This is a genomic window from Gammaproteobacteria bacterium (assembly GCA_021648145.1).
Taxonomy (GTDB): domain Bacteria; phylum Pseudomonadota; class Gammaproteobacteria; order JAADGQ01; family JAADGQ01; genus S141-38.
In genome coordinates, this window is record JAKITI010000003.1 from 107,191 (window position 1) to 129,685 (window position 22,495).

At 45.2% G+C, this 22,495-nt stretch carries 14 protein-coding genes and 1 tRNA gene; 5 read left to right on the top strand and 10 right to left on the bottom strand.

Annotated elements, in window-relative coordinates:
* Positions 1-28: 28 nt before the first annotated feature.
* The 6 genes from L3J70_02795 to L3J70_02820 all read right to left on the bottom strand — a co-directional run bounded on the left by L3J70_02795 (position 29) and on the right by L3J70_02820 (position 7,272).
* The gene (locus L3J70_02795; protein MCF6235299.1) at positions 29-1,600 is read right to left on the bottom strand and encodes a BatD family protein; all 1,572 of its coding nucleotides are present in this window, start codon (positions 1,598-1,600) and stop codon (positions 29-31) included.
* Entirely contained in the window at positions 1,594-3,204 is a 1,611-nt protein-coding gene (locus L3J70_02800) for a VWA domain-containing protein (GenBank protein MCF6235300.1), read from the bottom strand. The genes L3J70_02795 and L3J70_02800 overlap by 7 nt, the downstream gene beginning before the upstream one ends.
* A 136-nt stretch (positions 3,205-3,340) precedes the next feature.
* Positions 3,341-3,859, bottom strand: coding sequence for a PEP-CTERM sorting domain-containing protein (locus tag L3J70_02805; protein MCF6235301.1), 519 nt, complete (start codon positions 3,857-3,859; stop codon positions 3,341-3,343).
* Positions 3,860-4,026: 167 nt separating this feature from the next.
* A complete protein-coding gene (gorA, locus tag L3J70_02810) occupies positions 4,027-5,379 on the bottom strand; it encodes a glutathione-disulfide reductase (GenBank protein MCF6235302.1) in 1,353 nt (450 codons plus the stop codon).
* Between the two features lie 84 nt (positions 5,380-5,463).
* Positions 5,464-6,198: a glutathione peroxidase gene (locus tag L3J70_02815; GenBank protein MCF6235303.1), complete on the bottom strand. Its 735-nt coding sequence runs from the start codon at positions 6,196-6,198 to the stop codon at positions 5,464-5,466.
* 120 nt (positions 6,199-6,318) lie between these two features.
* Positions 6,319-7,272 (bottom strand): hydrogen peroxide-inducible genes activator, encoded by a 954-nt coding sequence (locus L3J70_02820; protein MCF6235304.1) that lies wholly within the window; start codon positions 7,270-7,272, stop codon positions 6,319-6,321.
* A 698-nt stretch (positions 7,273-7,970) separates the two neighbouring features.
* Here L3J70_02820 and L3J70_02825 point away from each other — a divergent pair.
* Together L3J70_02825 and L3J70_02830 are read left to right on the top strand one after the other, a co-directional pair.
* A complete protein-coding gene (locus tag L3J70_02825) occupies positions 7,971-8,828 on the top strand; it encodes a hypothetical protein (GenBank protein ID MCF6235305.1) in 858 nt (285 codons plus the stop codon).
* Positions 8,825-14,644, top strand: coding sequence for an FG-GAP-like repeat-containing protein (locus tag L3J70_02830; protein ID MCF6235306.1), 5,820 nt, complete (start codon positions 8,825-8,827; stop codon positions 14,642-14,644). The genes L3J70_02825 and L3J70_02830 overlap by 4 nt, the downstream gene beginning before the upstream one ends.
* Before the next feature lie 138 nt (positions 14,645-14,782).
* Here L3J70_02830 and L3J70_02835 read toward each other — a convergent pair.
* From L3J70_02835 to L3J70_02850, 4 genes are all read right to left on the bottom strand, one after another.
* Positions 14,783-14,858: transfer RNA gene (locus L3J70_02835), tRNA-Phe, on the bottom strand.
* A 60-nt stretch (positions 14,859-14,918) separates the two neighbouring features.
* Positions 14,919-15,191, bottom strand: coding sequence for an oxidative damage protection protein (locus tag L3J70_02840; protein ID MCF6235307.1), 273 nt, complete (start codon positions 15,189-15,191; stop codon positions 14,919-14,921).
* Positions 15,188-16,222: an A/G-specific adenine glycosylase gene (gene mutY / locus L3J70_02845; GenBank protein MCF6235308.1), complete on the bottom strand. Its 1,035-nt coding sequence runs from the start codon at positions 16,220-16,222 to the stop codon at positions 15,188-15,190. The genes L3J70_02840 and mutY overlap by 4 nt, the downstream gene beginning before the upstream one ends.
* Before the next feature lie 3 nt (positions 16,223-16,225).
* Positions 16,226-18,130, bottom strand: coding sequence for an AsmA family protein (locus L3J70_02850; GenBank protein MCF6235309.1), 1,905 nt, complete (start codon positions 18,128-18,130; stop codon positions 16,226-16,228).
* A 349-nt stretch (positions 18,131-18,479) separates the two neighbouring features.
* On the opposite strand from L3J70_02850, the gene L3J70_02855 reads away from it, so the two are divergent.
* The 3 genes from L3J70_02855 to aroE all read left to right on the top strand — a co-directional run bounded on the left by L3J70_02855 (position 18,480) and on the right by aroE (position 22,495).
* Positions 18,480-18,785, top strand: coding sequence for a c-type cytochrome (locus L3J70_02855; GenBank protein ID MCF6235310.1), 306 nt, complete (start codon positions 18,480-18,482; stop codon positions 18,783-18,785).
* A gap of 213 nt (positions 18,786-18,998) precedes the next feature.
* Complete coding sequence (locus L3J70_02860; GenBank protein MCF6235311.1) at positions 18,999-21,671, top strand: hypothetical protein; 2,673 nt, start codon at positions 18,999-19,001, stop codon at positions 21,669-21,671.
* A complete protein-coding gene (gene aroE, locus L3J70_02865) occupies positions 21,671-22,495 on the top strand; it encodes a shikimate dehydrogenase (GenBank protein ID MCF6235312.1) in 825 nt (274 codons plus the stop codon). Before L3J70_02860 ends, aroE begins: the two co-directional genes overlap by 1 nt.

Consider the following 22,495-nt stretch of genomic DNA (forward strand, 5'->3'; position numbering starts at 1 on the left):
GTTTGTGTGTGCATTCATCAGAGTCTCTTTATGGGTAAAAGTTCTCTGTGGAGGCGTTTGTATTTTTTGTCACGCTTGCCTGTTTTATTCTCTTTATGGTACGAGCAATGGTTATATCACTGGGCATATCGCCATTGCGATAGCTCGCTTTTTGTACGGTACTGACGACGTTTCTGATTTCAGGGTCAATTTCGTGATGTTGCTCCCATTGGTTTAAGCCTTGCTCCAGTGTTTGGCTGTTAAATGCATTCAGAAGTAATGATTTTGGGGATGATGCAAGCGCTGGTTTTGAACGGGGCTTTTGAGTGGTTGATGCTTTGGTTCGAGTGAGGCGATCTCGTTGCCACAGTATAGAAATAATCACGCATAGCAGGGCGAATATGATCGTCAGCCACTGCCAGATCAATAATGGATGGGTTGAAGAGGGTTGAGGGTGGTTTTCAGTGGCTACAATCGCCATTTGAGTTGGTTGGATTGATGATGAGGGTGCGACTTGTATCTCAGTGCCATTGAGTGTGGCTTTGTTGACTTGGCCTGTGTCAGGGTCAAAGAATTGAACTTCTATAGAAGGCAGAGTATAACGGCCTGCTGTCACGGGCATGAGTGAAAATAGATAGGTTGCAGTGTACTTGAGTGTTTTGGTGCTTTTGTTTTTTTGAATGCGTGGTGCATCTCGATAGAGTTTAAGCTGAGGTGTTTCGGGGTGTGTGCCCACCAATGCTCTGGGAAGTGTGCTTTCAAGAGCATTGGTGCTCAGAGTGACTTGCCATGAAGAGAGTTGACCCGCAGTGGGTATATTGTCTAATTCAGTTTGTTTGAGTGTGATGCGGCCAACAATAATATTGGGGGGGGCCGTAGCTGGAAGTGGTTTGACTTTGATGAGCTGTTTTTGCACAGGAAAACGTTGCTTGCGCCCACTTTGGGTGGTAACCCAGAGATCAGGGAGATAGAGGGTTTGGTCGCCACTTCGTGAAGGGAAAACAGCCCATGAAATGCGTGTAACATTGTAGTTGAACCCCTCGCTACTCTCTTGTCGTTCAGATTGGGGTAGTTTGAATGTATCCATGATAAAAGGTTCTGAATCCAGCTCTCCACCAAGCTTGGCTTCACTGAGTGAAGTGCGATGGTAAAGATCAATGTATGCAGTAAATTGTTGGTTCAGCCAAACCGTTTCATGAGACAAGCCACTCTTTATAAAAATTTCTGGAGCAGGGTTTTGGGTTTCAATAATATTGATGATGATGGCTTCAGTTTTTAAATCTTCAATTGAAAAAGATGGAATGGTGAATTGTCCCGAATTTTTAGGGAATAGCTCAATGCTGATGCTGGATGTTGAACGGCCGTGATTGCGATAGATATTAAAACGATTTTCAGCGCGCGGTGTACCCAGGTCAAACAGGGGAGTGAGTCGTGATAAATCAATATTGGGTGAAACACCTTGAGCACGTAGGCGTGTATCACTGTTGGTTAATGTCAGTTTGAGCAGTAGGTGCTCTTCTGTCGTAATTTGAGTGCGGTCAACTTCAGCGCTGAATGTGGCAGAGAGCGTGGCATGGCTTGATAAAATTAAAATCAGAAAGGTGAGGGTTCTGATTACCATGGATTTTCCTTGGAGGTGGTCATGCTTTGTTTGTCATGCTCCAAAAAACGATATTTAAGCAGCGGGTTGGGTGGGGCATTGAGTGCATTCATCTGTTGCTCTGCTTTAGTAAGCCTTTCTTGCTGAGCCATCTCCTCTTCTCCAATCAGTGTTGGATCAATCGAGCCTGTCTCTGCGAGTCTGTTTTGTGGTGAAGGTTGAGTCTCTTTATTTGAGTTGCCTCGTAATGGTAATAGTGTTTTGATTAAATTCAAATTTAATATGGCTTCTTTATAGTTTTTTTTCCAATGCAGCGCTCTTTGGTAGGCAGTTTGTGCTTTCTCAAACTGTTGCTGCTTAGCCAGTGCGTTAGCTTCGTTGAATGATGAATGAGCGCGTTGATCATTCGTGTCAGCTAGTTCAAATGCTTGTTGATAAGCATGGATTGATTCTTGCCATTTTTGTTGTCGATAATAGGCCGCGCCTAGCCCCATATAGCCGTTGTAAGTACCAATCGTTTGGTAATATTGTATGGCTTGCGGGTAATTGCCATTTTCCAGTGCACTATGTGCTTGCTGTTCTTGCCATACATTGGCATGGCTTGGGTTAGGAGTTGCTGATAGCACGGGCAATAAAATCAGAGGCAGTATTGAGTTGAAACGGCGCATTCCTTGATACAAAAACAGTAACAAACTGATTGAAAGCAACCATGGAAAAAGTTCGATTTTATTTGTCATCACTTGCGTGGGGTAGTAGTTTGTTTCTGTTTGTTGACGAAGATTTTTCATGAGGGTTTGCCAGTCACTATCATCATTTTTTAATGAGATATAATTTTCAGGTTGAGTGAGTGATAATAGCTTTTCTGGTTGCAAACGGGATATGACCAACTCTTGATTTTGACGGATAAAACGCCCCGATTGATCAGGAATCGGGCCTCCACTCTGTGTGCCCATTCCTAAAATAAACAGTGGGCTTTGTTGGTTGTTTTGTCCGACTTCAAGCGCAGCTTGATTATGAATTTCACCATCACTTAACAAGATGATAGCGCGTCCATTTTTTCCCCCTTGATTGAGAAGCTTTTCGGCCTCAATTAACGCTTGCCCCAAGTTAGATCCCTTTTTTGTGACCAGTGAAGGTTCGAGTGCGTTGGTAAAATAAAGAAATGTATTGTAATCAAAGGTGAGGGGCAGTACCGGATAGGCATTGGCTGAAAAAGTGATCAGTGCGATACGATCCCCTTTGAGTGTTTGAATAAAATCGCTCAACTCCAGTTTGCTGCGTGCAAGGCGGCTTGGGGGCGTATCTGTAACTTGCATGGAAGGTGATATATCAACAATCACAACAATATCAACACCTGTACGTACGGTAGAGGTGTCTTGGTTGGTCATAACGAATGGCCCAGCCAATGCGATGATACCTAAGCTCCAGGCCGCGATCCATATACTAGGCGAGCTTTTCTTAACTACAGTATAGTCAGTGGTCAGCCATGGCCAGAGCTTTTGATCAGCAAACTGCAGTAAGCTTTTTTGTACGAAATGGCGCTTTCTCCATCGCTGAAGTAGCCAAGGAGCCGCAAGAAAAATCAACCATAAAGGGGTCTGCCATTGCAGAGAAAATGTTTCCATGGGTCAGTTTTTTAAGTTTGACAGGTGACTCGTTTGGAGTTTAGCAGATACTTCAGGAATTTAATCTGTTTTCGACATAAAAAACCCCGCATAAAGCGGGGTTTCATCAAGCGAGTTTCGATGTGATTTTAATGTATCACAGCGTTTCTGTTCGGCGACGCATGATACCAAAGCCCAATAAACCAAGGCTCAGCAGAGCAAGAGCCGCTGGCTCAGGAACAGGTTGGGTTTGCGCTGTTAATGTTGCAGAGTTGAAGTAGAAATCTCCTATTTCTGCCGTCAATGTTACATCCAGCAAACCCGTATTGTTCAGAACCATAAGAGAATCTACGGTAAAGCTACTTGTTCCAGTATCAACTTCCCAAAAAAATGAATTTGTACCTACATTCAGGCTAGCAAATTCCCAGAAATCAAACCATCCGCCATCATCCTTAAGGTTAAGTCCAATTGTAGCCGAAGTAATCTCTTGGTTTGCGGGGTTATAGCCATCATCAAGAATATTAAACTGCCAGGAAATGCTGTCGTCAGAAAGCCATGGCAACCAATTACCAGACATTTTAGCACCTGAGTTATATGTGTCGGTGTAAACAACACTTGCGTTTGCAGCTCCAGCCGCTCCAAAAATTAACATGAACGCAAATAATAATTTTTTCATTTTTCACTCTCTAAAGGTTATATGGTTAATCAGACATTGAAATCTAAAGCAATTAGTGTGCCACATTTTTAAGCACTTGATTTTAAAAATAAAAACTACCAGTTCTTTTTTGATTCACTCATGTATGTAAAAAAAATTGACAAGTTTTTGGGGTGGTATGAGTACTTTTAATCGGCCACTTTTAAAGTCACCAACTCTTCAGAACTTGTGGGGTGAATGGCCACCGTATCATCAAAATCTTGCTTGGTAAGCCCGGCTTTAACCGCGATGGAAAAGCCTTGCAACATCTCATCAACACCATCTCCAACCAGGTGAATACCCACAACTTTTTCACTATCTCCACTGCAAACAAGCTTCATTGCTGTTTTAAATCCGTGCTCTGAAAGTGCGTAGCGCATGGGGGTAAATCGTGTAGTGTACGTTGTGATTTTTTCATGCTTTTCACGCGCCTGGGATTCGGTAAGGCCGATTGTGCCTGCTGGTGGATGGGCAAACATAACGGTGGGAATATTTTCATAATCAAGCTTGCTGCTTTGATTGTTTCCAAAGAGTCTTTCACCCAGTTTACGTCCTGCAGCAATTGCAACGGGAGTAAGCGCCGCTTTACCCGTGATATCACCAATCGCATAAACACTCTTTATATTGGTGTTTTCATACTCATCAACCGGGATATTGCCATTAGGTTGTGTTTTAATTCCGGCAGAAGACAGGTTGAGTTGTTTGGTATTCGCTCTGCGGCCAATGGCCCAAATGGCTGATTCACATGCTTTGATGGAGCGGCCATCCTGTGCATGAATAGTGATGTTGCTTTTGTCTTCTACTAACTTGGAAATTTTAAAATTAGTGTGAATCGTGACACCCTGTTTTTTCAGGTTATCCATCACAGTATTTCCGATGAGTGGGTCAAACTCTTTTAGTGCCTTTTCGCTTCGTAGTATGAGCTCAACTTGTGAGCCCAGTGCCTGCATGACTCCCGCAAGCTCAATGGCAATATAACCACCGCCGATAATCGCTATTTTTTTTGGCTGTGTGTGTAGTTTAAAAAAGCCATCGGATGTGATCCCCAGATCAGCACCAGGCAGAACTGGCACGATAGGTTGGCCGCCCGTGGCGATCACAATGTGATCCGCTGTATATTGATTACCGTTGACTTCGATAGTGTTTGAATTGACAAAGTGGGCAAAGCCATCAATTTTGTCAATACCTTGACTGTCGATCGTCCGATTCCAACTGGCATTGATCATGCTGATATAGCGATCTCTACCTTCTATGAGCGTTTTCCAGTCAAACTCTTGATTTTGAACTTGAATACCAAACCCTGGTGCATCAGATACCGCATGGGCAATGTGAGCGGCGTACCACATGACTTTTTTCGGAACACAGCCAACATTGACGCAGGTGCCTCCTAATTTATGGCCTTCTACGATGGCCACTTTTTTACCAAATTCAACAGCTTTTTTAGCAACAGCAAGTCCACCGCTACCACCACCAATGGCGATTAAATCATAGTGACTGGTCATGTTTCTTTCTCCGTGAAGCATTATAGGGCAGTTGCTGGTTCTCCGGAGGTTGCCCGAGGAATCAGCAGTAACTTTACTCGCCTTTTATGCAACTTTAAAGTGTTTGGCAACAGCTTCTGAATTGCCTAAATATTTACCATTAACAAACACTTGTGGAACAGTATCTGAGCCTGTTGCGGCACGTACCGCACGAACGGTGATATTTTTATTGAGTTCAATCTCTTCAAAATCAACGTTGGCATCACGCAAAATACCTTTGGCTTTCGCGCAAAATGGGCAGCCCGGTTTAGTAAACATGACAACATCAGCAGGTTTTTCTGCATCTGGATTGATGTAATCAAGCATGGTGTCGGCATCCGAAACTTCATATGGGTCACCGGGCATATCGGGTTCGATAAACATTTTTTCGATCACGCCGTCTTTGATCAGCATGGAGTAACGCCATGAGCGTTTTCCAAAGCCAAGGTCATTTTTATCAACCAATAAACCCATGCCATCGGTAAACTCACCATTGCCATCAGGAATAAAAGTGATGTGTTCAGCGTGTTGGTTTTCTTTCCATTCATTCATTACAAAAGTGTCATTGACGGACATGCAGATGATTTCATCAACACCATTTTTTTTGAATGTTGCAGCCAGTTCATTAAAGCGAGGCACATGGCTGCTGGAGCAGGTGGGTGTAAATGCGCCAGGTAATGAAAATAGGATGATACTCTTTCCTTTGAATATTTGATCACTGGTGATATTGACCCAATCATTGTTTTGACGTGTTGGGAATATGACTTGAGGGACTTTTTGGCCTTCTTTGTTTGCAAGCATGGTCTGTTTTTCTCCGTTGTTTAAGTAGGTAAAGAGTATGTTAGAAGGAAATTGGCTATTTGTTAAATTGATTGTTTTTATTAGATGAATAGAAAATAGCTATTAACTGATGTGTGCTGTTTACTTTGTATCGGATAAATTGGTCAAGATATTAAGTCGATTAACACAGTCAGGTGTGGCCGATAGAATGGATTGACGAATCACTTCAACGGCTTCAGGGCGAGGGAACTGTTTACGCCATGCGAGTGCAATACGGCGTGAAGGTACGGGTGGTGTCAGTGGACGGTAGCTTACCAGTTTGTTAAGTGTTTGGTCGTTTTGTGTCGCGGCCGTGCAAGGCAGTAGTGATATCCCTGCGCCTGTAGCAACCATCTGACGAATAGTTTCTAATGAACTGCCTTCAAGCGTACGCTGCAGAGCATTGGTATTGATGACCTGACCCAACGCTGGGAAGTGTTGTAAAACTTGATCTCGAAAACAGTGCCCTGCACCTAATAAAAATAGGTTTTCATCAGCTAACTGATTGCCATCAATCGTGTTGCCTTTATTTAATGGGTGCTCGGCAGGAAGTGCAACCACAAAAGGTTCGTCATAGAGTGCCTGTGTCTGGATGCCAGGTTCATCAAAAGGAAGAGAGATGATGATGGCATCTTTTTGTCCCAGTTTGAGCTGTTCGCTGAGTACAGCGGTGTAGTTCTCTTCAATAAGCAGCGGCATGTTTGGTGCGCGTTGATGAACTTCAGGAATAAAACGAGGTAATAAATAGGGTGCAATGGAGTAGATAGCACCTAAGCGCAGCGGCTCAATGAGCGGGTCTTTGCCTTGCTGAGCGATGTTGTTGATTTGCTCTGCTTCTTCCAGTATGCGTTGTGCTTGAATCACAATGCGTTCGCCGACCGGTGTTAAACTGACTTCACCAGTTTTTCGCTCAAAAATTTTCAGGTCAAGTTTGTCTTCGAACTTACGAATGGCAATGCTGAGCGTGGGTTGGCTGACAAAGCATTGCTGTGCTGCTTGCCCAAAATGGCGTGTACGTGCAACGGCAACAATGTAACGGAGTTCAGTCAGTGTCATTGTGTGAGTGACTTGGAGTTTCTTTTTCCATTTTAGTTTTGAGCGCTTTCCAATGGCTAATGCAACTAAATAGAGTAAACTCCCCAGCTTTGCTGAGGGACTCTCAAAGATTTGACCGTATAGTATTTGTCCCGAAGTGTCGAAAGTAAAGTGCTGTGGTAGAATAAAGTTCCAAGGGATTTAGAGTAACGACTTGTAGTGGTCTAATAATCCCGTACCAACCAATAAGGTGGGAATTGTAAAATATTCCACCAGTAAAACGAGGTATGGAAAATGGGAAGTAAAAAGAGCTTTACGCCAGAATTTAAACAAGAGGCAGCTAAATTTTTGAAAATTTTAAATTGGCCGCTATAGTATTTAGTGTCTCTTGCGAAATACGGTATTACCATAATGACTTTTATGAAAGGCTCTGCGCTATCCGGCTCACTAACCTGCATATTTCATAAATTATGAATAATTTCATTTTGATGAAAAAACTTACTCAAAATAAGACGCAGTTAATTGTGAATGGGGACAATGATTCTCCTTCCAATAAACCCTTTGGTTGCTTTTGTTTGAAAGCATCTCTTCTCCTCTTATTTTTAATTCATTTTAATAGCGTTTCATTTAGTGGGGATATTCCTCTTAATTTTCAGCTAGAACCTGGGTACAGCAATATTTTTCCCGGCAATTGCGGTATAGATGGGCAATCTAGCAGTATGTGCGTTATCGGTCAGGGCTCGATTGACCCTGATACCACCCCTTTTTATCAGGGCCGTGTCTCCATTGACGGTAATAACTATTGGCATATTATTGTCGGTGATCCTGCCAATGGTTTTGCCATGGAAAGCTATGTTCCTGTGTCCGGACTTTTATCAGCAACTGGTGGCAAACCATCGGATTTTTTTCCTAGGGATACTGATCTTGAAACTGTGAGTGGCAACGGTTGGGATCCGCTAGGATTGGATCCATCTCGTAACTTTGACTATACCGGTAACGGCTCAGCTGATCCGACAAAAGTGGTATTACGCCAAGTGATGGGCGGTATATGGGATGCAGATACCCAAACTTGGAGCTGCGGAGGGGAGGCATTCTGTTCGGAGTTCTTGAAAGAAGAGATGGCCTTCAAACCAAAAATAACCCAGACCATCAATGATGTGCCGGGAATGATGATCAGCGACTTTGAACTGGATATGAGTAGCATTAGTTATAACGATGATAGTACCGCAGGTACAATCAAAAATACTCTCATCATTACTGATCCCGACATGCCCACACCTTACCCCAATGCAGGTGATTTCGACATGATGACAGACAGACAGGCGGGCTATTCTACAGTGACTGGAGGGCGTTACACCTATACCCCAGCATGCACTAACCCTACGACTTGTTGGAGTGATGGAAATATCAGAGATGGTGATTGGGATTTTGAAGAGGGTTCTTACAGCTACGTAGCAGGTGATGCTGACCCCTTGAATTATGAATGGGATGTTTACTGGAACCCAGACCAGAACCCCATCGGCCCTGGCAATGAAGCCAAGTGTGACAGCGGAATTATTACAGGCACCTGCCCATGATGACCTTTTACAATTGCAATAAAATAGTCAGCAGAATTTTGCTATTTCTCGCAGCAATATTCTCGGCAACTTCTTTTGCCGCACATCGTCAGGTGCTGCTGGAGAGTGAATCGACGGTCCCTCAGGCGGGTTGGTCGGTCAGTAGCGCTGGGGATGTGAATGGCGATGGCTTTGATGATCTACTGGTGGGGAGCAATGCAACAGTCGGCTCGGGCACCGTGTCGCTGTTCTACGGATCTGCCACCGGCTCATTCAGCGCGATCAGTGGCTCGGCTAATACGCCAGACTGGACTCACCGGATGGGGCGGCGTTTTGGCTATGTTGTCAGCTCGGCTGGGGATATCAATGGTGATGGCTTTGGTGACATCGTTATCGCTGACTATCTCAACAGCGATGTGGTTTCCAATGGCGGCATGGTGGCGGTCTTTTTCGGCTCAAGCAGTGGCCTGGCCAGCTCGCCTGACTGGATGGTTTACGGGGATCAAACTAACTCCTCTTTTGCCTGGTCGATCAGTGGCGGTGAGGATTTTAACGGTGATGGTTATAGCGATATCGTTATCGGCGCGAATCGCTACACCAACGGGGAGTCTGAAGAGGGTAAGATTTTCGTTTACCACGGTTCAGCCAGTGGTCTGGCCGATGACGATTTCGATGGCATTGCTCGTGTTGATGAAGCGGCCTGGACGGTGGAGAGCAACGTTACCAGTGGCCGCATTGGCTGGGCGGTGTCAGGGGCGGGTGATGTGAATGGTGATGGTTTTGGCGATTTGATTGCGGGAACCGGATGGACGGCCACCGCCACACTTTATTACGGCTCGGCAAGCGGCCTTGGTGCTGCCCCGGTCTGGAGTGCCAGCGAGGGTGGGGGCAGCTTTGCCGGTTTCGGCGGTTCGGTGGCCTCTGCGGGTGATACGAATAATGATGGCTTTGACGACCTCATTGTCAGTCGCCCGGCCACGGGGCGAGCCTTTGTCTATTTTGGCGGGAGCACACCGCCCTCAACAACGCCAGACTGGACGGTGAGCAACGTGACTAATAGTACACTGCCGCTGCCGGTGGCCTCACTGGGTGATCTGAACGGTGATAGTTATGACGATATCATCGTCGGATTCCCCGGCTACGACAACGCTTTCGATAATGCTGGCGCAGCGATGGTCTATTACGGCTCCGCTACTGGGCCACGAAGTGACGGTGGGGCGGATTTGCAATTCGAGGGAGATCAGAGTTACGCTTATTTTGGTCGCTCGGTGGCCGCCCTGGGTGATGTGGAGGGTGATGGCCAGCTCGATTTTATCGTTGGTGCACCGAATTACGACCACCGCACTTCAGGGCAGCGCGGTGTGGCCTTCGCCTATCTGAGCAGCTCGCCCCCTCCTTATATCTCAGTTGAACCTCATTTGATCCACGACTCTCATATTGTTAATGAAGCGGGTTCGACTTCGACATTTACCGTGGTGCTCGATACAGCGCCGTTGGTGGATGTCACTATTGATGTCAGCACTAGCGATCTCGGCGAGGCCACCGTTTCACCAACCTCTCTGCTGTTTACACCAGCGAACTGGAATATGGTGCAGACGGTGACCATGACTGGCGTGGATGATCGCCTGGATGACGGTAGCCAGACGTCGGTGATCAGCTTCAATGTTAGCAGTCCTGGCGATGCTGATTACGATGGCATGACCATCGCCAGCCGCTCGGTGACCACTCTGGATGACGATTGTGCCTGCATTACGGTCACCCCCCGTCTCTCGCCACCACTTGTGACTACGGAGGCGGGGGGGAGTAGCTCCTTTGAAGTGGGGCTGGATGCCGACCCTGAAGGGGTATTGCTCGTCAATATCACCAGCCAGGACACCTCGGAGGGCGTTGTCTCCACCAACCAGCTCATCTTTGATTCGAGCAACTTTGAAACACCACAAACGGTCATCATTACGGGGGTGGATGATGGCGACCTGGATGGTGATATCACCTACCTTATTCTCAATCTTGCCAGCAGCAGTGGCCCCTATAATGGTGCCAGTGTCAGCAATGTATTCGTTACCAATATCGATGATGAATTCCAGCTCACCCCTTCCGTGATAGAGGGGGGGAGCGCGCTGGACATGTTTGGGCGTTCGGTCAGTGGCGTGGGTGATGTCAACGGTGATGGTTGGGACGATTTCATTATCGGTGCGCCGGGGGAGGAAAATGGTCAATACCGGGAGGGGCGTGTCCACCTCTACCTCGGCTCACCCAGCGGCATCGCGGCTACGCCGGACTGGAGCGCGGAGAGTGATAGCAACAACCCCTTCTTTGGTGGTGCGGTGGCGGGAGCAGGGGATGTCAATAATGACGGTTTTGATGACGTGCTCATCAGCGCTTACCGTTTAAGCGGTGCGTTTACTCGTGAAGGGCGGGTCTACCTCTACTACGGTTCGGCCAGCGGTTTGGCGGCAACACCGGCCTGGACGATGGATGGTGGTCAAGTGCGCGCCTATTTTGGTCGCGCCATCGCCTCGGCGGGGGATGTGAACGGTGATGGTTTTGCCGACATCCTCATCGGAGCCCCCGGCTACGATACGGCCGATGTGGATGCGGGTCGTGTCTATCTCTATCTTGGTTCGGCGACGGGTCCCTCTGTGAGTCCGGACTGGATTGGCGAAGGTGATCGCGTGCGTGCCGGTTATGGCAATGCGGTAGCCAGTGCGGGTGATATCAATAGTGATGGTTATGACGACATCCTTCTCGGTGCCAGTAAGTACGACTCTGGCGGTACCGACGTGGGCCGTGTTTACCTGTTTCATGGTAGCACCAGTGGCCCAGCAGCGGCAGCGGACTGGACATCGAGCGGTGATTCTTCGGGCGATTACTACGGCTTTGCTGTCAGTAGTGCGGGGGATGTGAACGGCGACGGCTTTGCTGATGTGCTGATTGGCGCCAATCTCGACACACCGTCAATCCTCAGCCCTCGCTTGAGTGCCGGGCGTCTGTTTGTCTATCACGGCTCTGCCAGCGGCCTCTCTACCACAGCCGATTGGATTTTCGATAATGAGCAGCCCTATGCCCAGTTGGGGAGCTCGGTCAGCGGCATCGGTGATATCAATGGTGACGGCTTCGATGACATTCTGGGGGGAGCGACTCACTACAACCTTCAGCAGGAGAATGAGGGTGCAGCGTTGCTCTTTTTTGGATCTGCCACGGGGCTGTCAATCACCTCGGTGACACTCTCGATGGGTCAGGAGCAGGCGCTATTTGGAGCCTCCGTCAGCGGTGCGGGCGATGTTGACGGAGATGGTATTGCTGATTTTATCGTAGGAGCTAATCTCTACGATACCACTGGTGGCAGTAATGCGGGCGCGGTTTTTCTTTATCTCAGTGCCACTTCTACTACTCCCAGTATTTTGGTTTCGCCCACAACAGGGTTACAGACAAGTGAAGCTCTGACCGATGCCAGTTTCACTGTTGTATTGGCTACAGAACCAACAGCGAGTGTGACCATTCCCGTCTCCAGCAGTGACACGAGCGAGGGAGCGGTGAACCCCAGCACACTCACCTTTACTGTGGGGGACTGGTCTATGCCGCAAACTGTCACGATTACAGGGGTTGATGATGGTGTTGTCGATGGTGATATCTCCTATGCCGTTATCACCTCAGCAGCAGTCAGCGCTGATGCCACTTATAATGCTCTGGATGCCGCCGACGTGGTGGTTGTCAATCTGGACAACGATCTGTCCGGTATCACCGTCACCCCCACCAGTGGTTTGCTCACTACCGAAGCGGGTGCCAGCGATAGCTTTATTGTTGTACTTGATGCCGCCCCTTCAGCTGATGTCACTATAGGCTTGACTAGCAGTGATACCTCCGAAGGCAGGCTTTTTGTCAGCGCACTTACCTTCACACCAGCCAATTGGAGTACACCACAGACGGTTGTTGTGGTTGGTCAGGATGATGCCGTTATTGACGGTGATATCGCCTATGCCGTATCTACTACGGCAGCGAGTAGCAGTGATACCAGCTACAACAACATGGTGGTAGCCGATGTGACAGTGAGCAACAGTGATGATGATCTGCTGCAGAATGTTACCATTACCGCTTCAGATGCCGTCGCTAGCGAAACAGGCCCTGATAACGCTACTTTCACCATCACGCGGGTGGGCAGTACTGTCGCTCCGTTGACAGTCAATTACAGCGTGAGTGGTTCAGCCAGCGTTGGTAGTGATTACACAGCATTGAGCGGCAGCGTCATCATCGGTAGTGGCAATGGCCAGGCGACCATTACTGTTATCCCGGTTGATGATGCTGTTAATGAAGGTGACGAGACGGTCACAATCACATTGAGTAGTAATGCCGCCTACATTATCGACCAGCCTGCTGCGGATACAGTAACAATTATTGATAATGATCAGGCTGCTTTACCTGTTGCAAATTTCATTGTTGATCAGGTTGTCGGCGAAGGAGGGTCATTTATATTGACGGTAGTGCTCGACCGTCCCGCTGTTGGCTTGACGCAGATTCCCTACTTCATTGGCGGTACGACATCTACAGTTTTTGGTGTAGATCATACAGCCAATGATGGTACGTTGACGATATCTACCGGATTTGAACGAGCCAGTACATCAAGCATCAGCATCGTTGATGATGGCTTAGGCGATGATGGTGAAACTATTATTTTTACCATGGGGGTGTTGGCTAATGCTCAGGCAGGCACACACAATGCTCATACGGTCACTCTTATGGAGGGCAACCAAGCCCCTTCCGTCATCCTTGATGCGCGCCAGCCGGTGAGCACTCGCACCATTGTCACCACGTTGGCCAACCCAGTGATTGAGGCCGTTGTGAAAGACCCTAATCCAAGTGACACCTTCACCTACGATTGGAGCCTGACCGATAACGCCTTGATTGACATCGACGGCACTACTACTGATGCCATCTTCTCTTTCCTATCCAGTTCGGTTTCTCCTGGTTTTTACAATATGCACGTCAAGGTGACTGATAGCGGTACTTCGCCCCTGTCAACGGAGACCGAGATATTATTGGAGGTGGTGGATACTGTACCAACTCTCTCCAGCAGTAACGACAGCGACGGCGACGGCATTGATGATGCTGCTGAGTCCTATAATGACAGTGACCAGGATGGCATCGCCGATTATCTCGACAGTAGCTCGTTGCAGGAGAACTACTTGCAGCAGCTTGCCACCCAGTCTGATAGCTACATCATGTCCACCGATCCCGGTTTGAAATTGCGCTTAGGAGATGTTGCCTTTGCTGCTGGTGCCGATGGTGCACAGGTGAGTCAGGATGACATCACTAACTACGGCGATAACCTTGGCGGTGCGGGTTTGAATCCTACTGACACAGTGCCCAATGTCAGTGGTTATTATGACTTCGAAATTTATGGTCTCACCCAGCCGGGTGATTCGGCCAACATAGTTATTCCGCAGCTGGCAGCAATTCCTGAGGGGGCCTGGTATCGAAAATATGATCCGGTAGCGGGCTGGCGTGATTTTGTGGTGGATGGTAATAACGCTATTGCCTCTGCACCGGGTGAACCAGGTCGCTGCCCGATCCTCAGTAATCCGGTTTATACTTCGGGGTTGACACCAGGGCATTACTGTATGCGTTTGACCATTGAAGATGGCGGCCCTAATGATAATGATGGTGTGGCAAATTCTGTAATTGAAGATCCTGGTCAAGTCAGTATCGCTGAAAAAGAAGCAAGCGTAGTGGAAGCTACGATTCAAACAGGCGGAGGCGGTGCATTGTATTACATGATCTTGCTCTATTTCGCATATATTATAAGTGCAAAACGAAGGTTAACAAAAAGGGCGCATAGTTAAATTAGGTATCGATCTCGGAGGTAGAGTGAAATGCATCAAGTGATGCTAATCTGGTTCCAAATTGTAGCTTGGGTTGAGGAACGTATATGGACTTCTCCGCAATTATGGTTTGTTAACTTGCTTATAAATGAGTAAAACTGGTGCCCAGGGACAGAATCGAACTGCCGACACGGGGATTTTCAGTCCCCTGCTCTACCGACTGAGCTACCTGGGCGTTAAGTGGCGGTATTAAACAGTTTTTCATTGATCGAGTCAAGAGGAAAGTGAACTATATTTATGGCGCAGGTGGTGTGAATGCTGCGGGGGGTTCGCTGTTATCTGTGAAGAGGAATTTCTCCATCTCTTCTGCTAGATACTTACGTGATTTGGCTTCAACAAGCACCAGTCTATATTCATTAATAAGCATGGTTTGCATCTGTATCCACTGTTGCCATGCTTCTTTTGAGACGTTCTCATAAACTTTTTTACCAAGCTCTCCTGGATAGGGTGCACGGTCAAGCCCTTCGGCTTCTTTTTTGAGTTTTACGCAATTGACTAAGCGTGTCATGGACTGTTTTCCTTATAAAATAATTGATTTAACAACTGTTTGACCGGAGCGGCCAGACCAAGTTTGTTTGAGTGGGCGGGATTGTACCAAATTGCTGTAGATGAGTCTTGAGTTGTGTGTGATCGTTTGTCTGTCTGGATGATAATTGGTGTCAGTTTAAGGTGGTAATGGCTAAAGGCATGGTGCTGCGTTTCTAAATAGTGTGCATTTTTTTCTGAAAGGGTTTTATCATTAGAGAGCTCAGGAAAGCTCCATAAACCTCCCCAAATGCCTGTGGATGGGCGCTGCTCCAAGTAAATTTCATTTTTCTTATTTTTTAATATCAGTGCAAAAGCAGTTTTTGTGGGGCGCTTTTTTCGTGGGCGCGGTGTTGGAAGCTCGGCTTGAAAATTTTGCTGACGGGTTAAACATAATTTTTGTATGGGGCAAAGAGGGCAGTGGGGTGATGAGCGAATACATACAGTGGCTCCTAAGTCCATAATCGCTTGAGTATATGCACGTGGACGTGTTTGTGGTGTGTACTGGTCAGATAGCTGCCATAGTTTTTTTTCAATAAAAGCCGTGCCGGGCCAGCCTCGGATGGCATCAAAACGGCATAGCACACGTTTAACATTACCATCAAGAATAGGTTGTCTTTGCTGGTATGCTTGGGCCAGAATAGCCCCTGCTGTAGATCGGCCAATACCTGGCAATTTGATGACTTCTTCGATCTTGTCAGGAAACGTACCATCAAGTTCATGTGCTATAAATTGTGCGGCTTTATGCAGGTTACGTCCTCGGGCGTAATAACCGAGCCCGCTCCATAAGTGTAAAACTTCATCTTGAGTCGCATTGGCAAGTGAGGGTATATCTGAAAAACGATCAATGAACCGCTGAAAATATGGAATGACTGTGTTGACCTGGGTTTGTTGTAGCATGATTTCTGAAACCCATACACGATAGGGTGTTGGGTTGAGTTGCCATGGTAAATGGTGTCGGCCATGCTGATCAAACCAGGTTAACAGGGCTTGACTAAAAAAATGTGTTCGCATGTTTCAGATTGGCTCTTTCAAGCACTGGCTTTTCATCAATGTATCTAAAATCTTCGAAAAGTGGTCACCTTTAATTTCTCTCTTTTTACTCTTTTTGGGTATGATTGTGATCAAGTAAGGTTGTGTGTCTATATCAATTTTTTGTATTGTAATGGTTTCACATTTTTGGCCAAACGCGGTGAGTTGTTCAATGTTGAGTGTACTATTTAATGTGTTTGATATTGTTGTTGTGAATAGAGTGCCGTATTTGATCTGTTCTTGGTGAAGATAGTGATCCAGATTGATATGATCTATATTGAAATTTGTAGTGACTTTGGGTGTAGAGGCATGCGCTATATTTAATACTCCTTCAGCGCTGCTTTTATCGAGTTTTACCTCTATTTTTGAGAGCTTGGTGAGCATTTGGGTGGAATCAATTTGAAGAGAAAGATCCAGTCGGTGCAAAGCATCAATATTGGGTGTTTCCAGTGATATTTTACTCCACTCTTCCAGCATCGAGCGTGGGTTGAGGCCGATAATCTGTAAGTGGCCATTGAGTGTGGGTTTGTCTGTTTTGATGTTAAGTGTGATCTCCCCTTCAAGCTTACCCCCATGAATAATGCTTTCAAGGCGAGTGATCTGGAAGAGATCGTTTTCTGCTAATAGAGCAATCTGAACATCTCCTGCAGTTATGTTTGAAACACCAAGAGACTCTATATTCAATATCCCTCTGAGGTTCAGTTTTCTTAAACTTTTTAAAGGCCATTCAGCGACTGGATAATTTTTTTCAGGCACGTAGTGGTTTATTGCCAGTTTGTTTAAATTCAATGAAAAATCAATAGCAGGATTATTGAAGCTATTAATTTCAATAAAACCTTTTAAAATAGCACTGTCGAAACGCATATAAAAATCATTCGCAATGAAAGAGTCAAGTGTTGCGGTGTACTTTGATTTTATTAATACTTCTGTGAGTGCAGATGAGTTTTTAGGGATATAAAATTCATACCCAAGTTTTTCAAAAATATCTCTCGGATTAAAACTTGAAGTTTTAATTTTTCCACTGAACTCAGGTGAATTCAGTAGGGAAACCGCCGAAGTCTCTCCTTGGATTTCAGCATCAAGCAACTGCAGGCTCCAGGCGGGTATTGACAAGGTTTGTTTTGAAAGGTTCAGTGTGGTGTCTTGTGCTGTGAAAATAAAAGGGGGTAGCTCTTTTGCTGCGGGTGAATTTTTGTTTTTAGACTGTATGGTGATGTGACTTTGATTGAAGTCATAATGTTTCAAATCTGGATCAAGTTTTATATAGCTTGTGAGAGCAATGCTTTTACTGAACTGGTTTTGATGGGTGGTTAGATTGAAGCGGCTTTTTACTTTGAAAGCATGATTGAATGTAAGCTTGTTTGTTTCGATGAATAAATTGTCTATTGTATAAAAAGTATTGATGAGGTTGTTTTTCCACTGAATGGTGGCTTGGTTGATTTCAAGTTTTTCGATGGGATTTTGGAATAAACTGTTTTTTTGTAGTGCTTTTATAATGCTGTCCCAATTATTTTCATCGTGGCTGTTTTTACTTAAGTTCAGCTTCAATTGATTCAGGGTAATATGTTGAATAGAGAGTTGGTTCTGTAATAGTGGTAGTAGTTTTACTCTGAGAACCATTTTTTCGATGCGAGCAAAGGGCTGCTCATCAAAGCCTTCTATGCTGCTTAACTCCAGATTATTGATCTCGAGCTCTATTTTTGGGTAAAACGAAAATTTGATGTTTCCGGGGATAGCGAGCTTCCGTTCGGTGTGAGTTTCGACTGCAGTTGTAATTTGAGCTTTTAATGCTTCAGTGTTAATCAGGTGAGGTAGTGTGTAGATGGTTGCTATCGGTATTAATAAGATCAATGCTAAAAACAACGCAACTATCTTTATATATTTTATCATGATTCTGGAGAGTTTGATTGGCTTGCAAAGTATTGTAAAGAACATTCATAAATTGAGTGTGTCCCATCATTGACTGAATTATCTGCGCTTCTGCTTGCTTTTTATTGTTCAGCTTGAGTTCATTATTATATGCAATAATGGAAAACGTGATCAAGTTCATGAAACGAAAGCATAAACGTTGGGCTTTAAAATCATAGCGTGTTATGCTCGCGATCCCAATTGGGGGGATTAAGGTTCATTCCTTTTTTGTTTGTGGATTGGGTTATAGTACGAAGTCGCTTATTGCTCTGGTCGATGTCATTAAGGCAGGCTGGGAAGTATAAAAAAACAATTTCTAAGGAGAAATATTATGCGTATTAAAGCTATTGCTGCTGCTCTGGGTGCTGCTGCTGTTCTGACTGCGGGTGTTGCATCTGCTGACGGTCAAGCAACTTATGAGTCTGTTTGTAAAATGTGTCACGATACAGGTATGGCTGGCGCACCTAAAACAGGTGACAAAGCTGCATGGGCTGATCGTATTGCTCAAGGCAATGATGTATTGAATGACCACGCTATTAAAGGCTTTAAAGGCATGCCACCTAAAGGTGCACGCCCTAGTTTGAGCGATGAAGAAGTGATCGCAGCGACTGCATACATGGTTGAAAAATCTAAGTAATATGTAGTACTAAAAGTCATATTCACTGCTTTATAATGGTGGATATGCATAAAAAAGGGCGGTTTATCCGCCTTTTTTTCGTCAAGATTAAAATCTTAAACTTGATCTGTTTTTAATTCCCATATTTTTCAGCACGCTTTCATTGAAGTTTTTAGGCGCTCTTCCAATCGGGTATGATGCCTGACCTAAATTGCTGTTTTGTCTGGAGGATGAATGCGTTACTTGAAATTGAAAAAAAGTGGGGTCGCTTTACTATTAATATCTATCACTTTTACGTCACTTGCCAGTGAACTAAAGTCTGTTGAGCCTGCTCACCTGTTTGTTGGGAAAGGAAATAGTGTTTCATTTGTTTTTGATGAATTGCCTCTTAATGCACAGCTAAAAATCTATTCTGGTGGGAGTTATATTAAACAGAAGTTACCTCTTGGCGATGAGGCTGAAGGTTTTGTTGAATATAATGACCTTCAGGTTGTGAGTAACAGTACTCTTTTCACTGTGAGTCAACAGAGTGTTATGGCCTTTAGCATCAAGTCTGATGGAAAATTGGAATATCGCAGTATTTATCGTGCGGTATCACCCGTATTGGATATTACTGTTCATCAAAACAGGGCTTATCTGGCGCTTCAAAGTGGTGAATTGCTGCTGCTGGACGTATCAAACCCTGACCAATTAGTCTGGCTGGGCAGTCATGCTAATTTAGCGGGTATTCAACGGTTGAGTTATAGCAATAAAAAAGTACTGGCCATCACAAGTCAGGGGGCTCAATATTTAATTGATGTAGAAAATCCAGAGCGACCCACGGTGATTAATGCTTATTCCGATTCAAATAAAGAGTGGGGGCAGACAATTTTATTGGATGATGAATCAAGTGTGGGCTTAAGTGCAGGGGCATTGCAGGTTGTTGATTTTTCTTCTGCGGCTCCACAAATCTCAAATGAAAATATGGACTTTGGCCAAGGGGTTAATTTTGGTGGGCAGCGCCGTGCGGTGATTCGTGACAATATTATGTATGTGGCAGATTGGTTTTCAGGAATCCACCTTTACGACATCAGCCAACCTGATAATCCCCAATTATTATCCAGTTTTCATACCCCCGGCTCCCCCAAAGGTATCGTTGTAAGGGGTAATTACGCTTATGTGGCGGATGATGATTATGGTTTGCAAATTATTGATGTATCCAATCCACGCCAACCCAAGCATGTCTCCGAACTGATTACGAGTGGTTTGGCATATACACCTGTATTGGCTGGCGATCGCCTTTTTCTTGCCAGCCATCGTGGCGGATTTCATATTATTGATATCAGTGATGTAAAAGCGCCTAAAGTGATTGCTGAATATGATACGCCCGGCAAAGCATGGTCACTTGCAGTGAAAGATGACGTCGTTTATGTGTCAGATACAACATCAGGGCTGTTGATCTTTGACGTATCGAATGTTGATGAAATCAAACAAATCGCATCTTTTAGTCCAGGCAAAAATGCGGAAGATATCTTGATTCAAGGTGATATTGCATACGTTGCTTTTTTTGATGATGGACTGTATTTATTAGATATTAGCCAGCCTGAGGAACCTAAAGTTTTATCTCATCTGACAACCCCTGGCAATGCCCGGGGTTTGGCGTTGGAAGGTGATTTTCTCTATCTGTCTGACTGGCGTGCAGGCATGCATATCATTGATATTTCGGATGTCAATCAGCCCAAAATTACAGGCAGCTATGATACAAAGGGTGCATCATGGGGTGTGAAAGTTAAAAATAGTTATGCCTATGTGCTGGATTGGTGGGGTGGTTTGGTGGTGCTTGATGTGAGCAATAGTGACGCACCTACGCTGGCCTTGGAATACAATCAACGCGGCATCATTCAGCAAACAGTTGCATTTGATAACTATCTGGTTGCTGTCAGTGGTGAGGGGAGTTTGCAGGTTTTTGATATTAAAAACCCACTTCACCCAACATGGATGACAACGCTTGACTCTATCAATCAAGCATCAGCTCTGACGCTTATGGATAAAGTTGCTTATGTTGCAAATGATAGTGCTGAAATAACAGCTGTTGATTTGAGTAATCCGTTTAATATCCAGTTACTGGATACCATTAAAGTGTCCAGCAAAATTGATTCTATTAAAAATAGCCAAGGTAAAATTTATACTGCTAATTATGATTTTGGATTGACCGTTCTGGATCCGAAAAGGCCAGAGTATCAAACTCAATACAGAACAAAACTTAACGATTTCTGCCTTGATGGCTCCTCCATTTATATTGCGACCCCTTCAAAAGGTATTTTAAAACTTGATCAGCAAACTCTGGAAGTGACAGGACACTATATGGCGGGCAGTGATATATCCAGAGTGGTATCAAATGGTTCAATTATGTTTGCCTCGGATATGGCAGGAAAAATTTCTATGTTTGACCTGAGGAGTGAAACATTGATTTCGGAGTATGATATTTCTCAATCTGTGGTGGATATGTCGCTACAAAAAAACAGGCTGTATGTGACGCTTGCAACACAAGAGTTACTTGTTTTTGGTTACAACAAAGAAGAGTCACTCACTTTGGATACAAAATATACCTTAAATAATCCTGTTTCTGATATCACGGAGCATCAAGGCATACTCTATTTTTCGGGCGGGAAAATGATCACGGCCATGAAGCCATTGCCTGATCTAAAAATATCTTTAGAAAACAGCAATACATTTAAAGTGATGATTCCAGATAACATGGCAGAAGGGGCTTATGATGCTGTTCTGACTCATGAAAATGGAGTGCAGCAGCGCTTTCATAACGTATTTGAGGTTAAAGTTCCCCGCTTTTCAAAACCAAAAATTTCAAGTGAAAAATATAAACAGCTTTTACAACAGCAACTTCAAAAAAATAGGAATTTACAATAATGCAGCCTGATTTATATGCAGTGATAGGTAATCCAATTGCCCATAGTATGTCACCACAAATTCATGCTGTTTTTGCATTGGAGACTGAGCAAAACCTTATTTATGAAACATTGCTTGCCGATGTTGATCAGTTTTCAGAGGCGGTTGCAGAGTTCCGTAACAAAGGTGGAAAAGGGCTTAATGTGACCGTGCCCTTTAAACAATATGCATGGGCGTGGTCCGATCGGCGTAGTAAGCGTGCAGAGCGGGCTGGAGCTGTAAATACGATCGTATTCAATAATGATGGCAGCACTTTGGCGGATAATACGGATGGTGTAGGGTTGGTACGAGATATACTGCACAATCATGAAGGAAAAATCGACCAGCAACGAATACTTATTTTAGGTGCGGGAGGTGCTGTGCGGGGTGTATTAGCCCCTATTTTGGCAGAAAATCCAGCGCAATTGGTAATCGCTAATCGAACGGTAAAGCGAGCCACTGAATTAGCAGATACATTTGGAGATTTAGGTAAAGTCGTTGGCTGTGGTTTTTCTGATCTTGTAGGTGAATCATTTGATCTTGTCATTAATGGCACAGCGGCAAGTCTCCAAGGTGAAGTGCCGCCACTACCAAGCGGTGTAGTGACGCAGAAAAGCTTCTGCTATGACATGATGTATGGCAAAAAAGAGGACACAGCTTTTGTATTATGGGCGCGTGAGCAGGGCGTTCAATGTGCGGTTGATGGTTTAGGTATGTTGGTAGAGCAAGCTGCGGAATCATTTTATCTATGGCGAGACGTGAGGCCAGAAACGCAGCCAGTGCTGGCTGCGTTACGTGATGGATAG

Excerpts from the sequence above, each read along its gene's own strand:
- L3J70_02855 (MCF6235310.1), top strand. The coding sequence starts at position 18,480 with ATGCGTATTAAAGCTATTGCTGCTGCTCTGGGTGCTGCTGCTGTTCTG.
- L3J70_02820 (MCF6235304.1), bottom strand. The coding sequence starts at position 7,272 with ATGACACTGACTGAACTCCGTTACATTGTTGCCGTTGCACGTACACGC.
- L3J70_02840 (MCF6235307.1), bottom strand. The coding sequence starts at position 15,191 with ATGACACGCTTAGTCAATTGCGTAAAACTCAAAAAAGAAGCCGAAGGG.
- L3J70_02805 (MCF6235301.1), bottom strand. The coding sequence starts at position 3,859 with ATGAAAAAATTATTATTTGCGTTCATGTTAATTTTTGGAGCGGCTGGA.
- L3J70_02800 (MCF6235300.1), bottom strand. The coding sequence starts at position 3,204 with ATGGAAACATTTTCTCTGCAATGGCAGACCCCTTTATGGTTGATTTTT.
- L3J70_02830 (MCF6235306.1), top strand. The coding sequence starts at position 8,825 with ATGATGACCTTTTACAATTGCAATAAAATAGTCAGCAGAATTTTGCTA.
- L3J70_02860 (MCF6235311.1), top strand. The coding sequence starts at position 18,999 with ATGCGTTACTTGAAATTGAAAAAAAGTGGGGTCGCTTTACTATTAATA.
- mutY (MCF6235308.1), bottom strand. The coding sequence starts at position 16,222 with ATGCGAACACATTTTTTTAGTCAAGCCCTGTTAACCTGGTTTGATCAG.
- L3J70_02795 (MCF6235299.1), bottom strand. The coding sequence starts at position 1,600 with ATGGTAATCAGAACCCTCACCTTTCTGATTTTAATTTTATCAAGCCAT.
- aroE (MCF6235312.1), top strand. The coding sequence starts at position 21,671 with ATGCAGCCTGATTTATATGCAGTGATAGGTAATCCAATTGCCCATAGT.
- L3J70_02850 (MCF6235309.1), bottom strand. The coding sequence starts at position 18,130 with ATGATAAAATATATAAAGATAGTTGCGTTGTTTTTAGCATTGATCTTA.
- gorA (MCF6235302.1), bottom strand. The coding sequence starts at position 5,379 with ATGACCAGTCACTATGATTTAATCGCCATTGGTGGTGGTAGCGGTGGA.
- L3J70_02815 (MCF6235303.1), bottom strand. The coding sequence starts at position 6,198 with ATGCTTGCAAACAAAGAAGGCCAAAAAGTCCCTCAAGTCATATTCCCA.
- L3J70_02825 (MCF6235305.1), top strand. The coding sequence starts at position 7,971 with ATGTGCGTTATCGGTCAGGGCTCGATTGACCCTGATACCACCCCTTTT.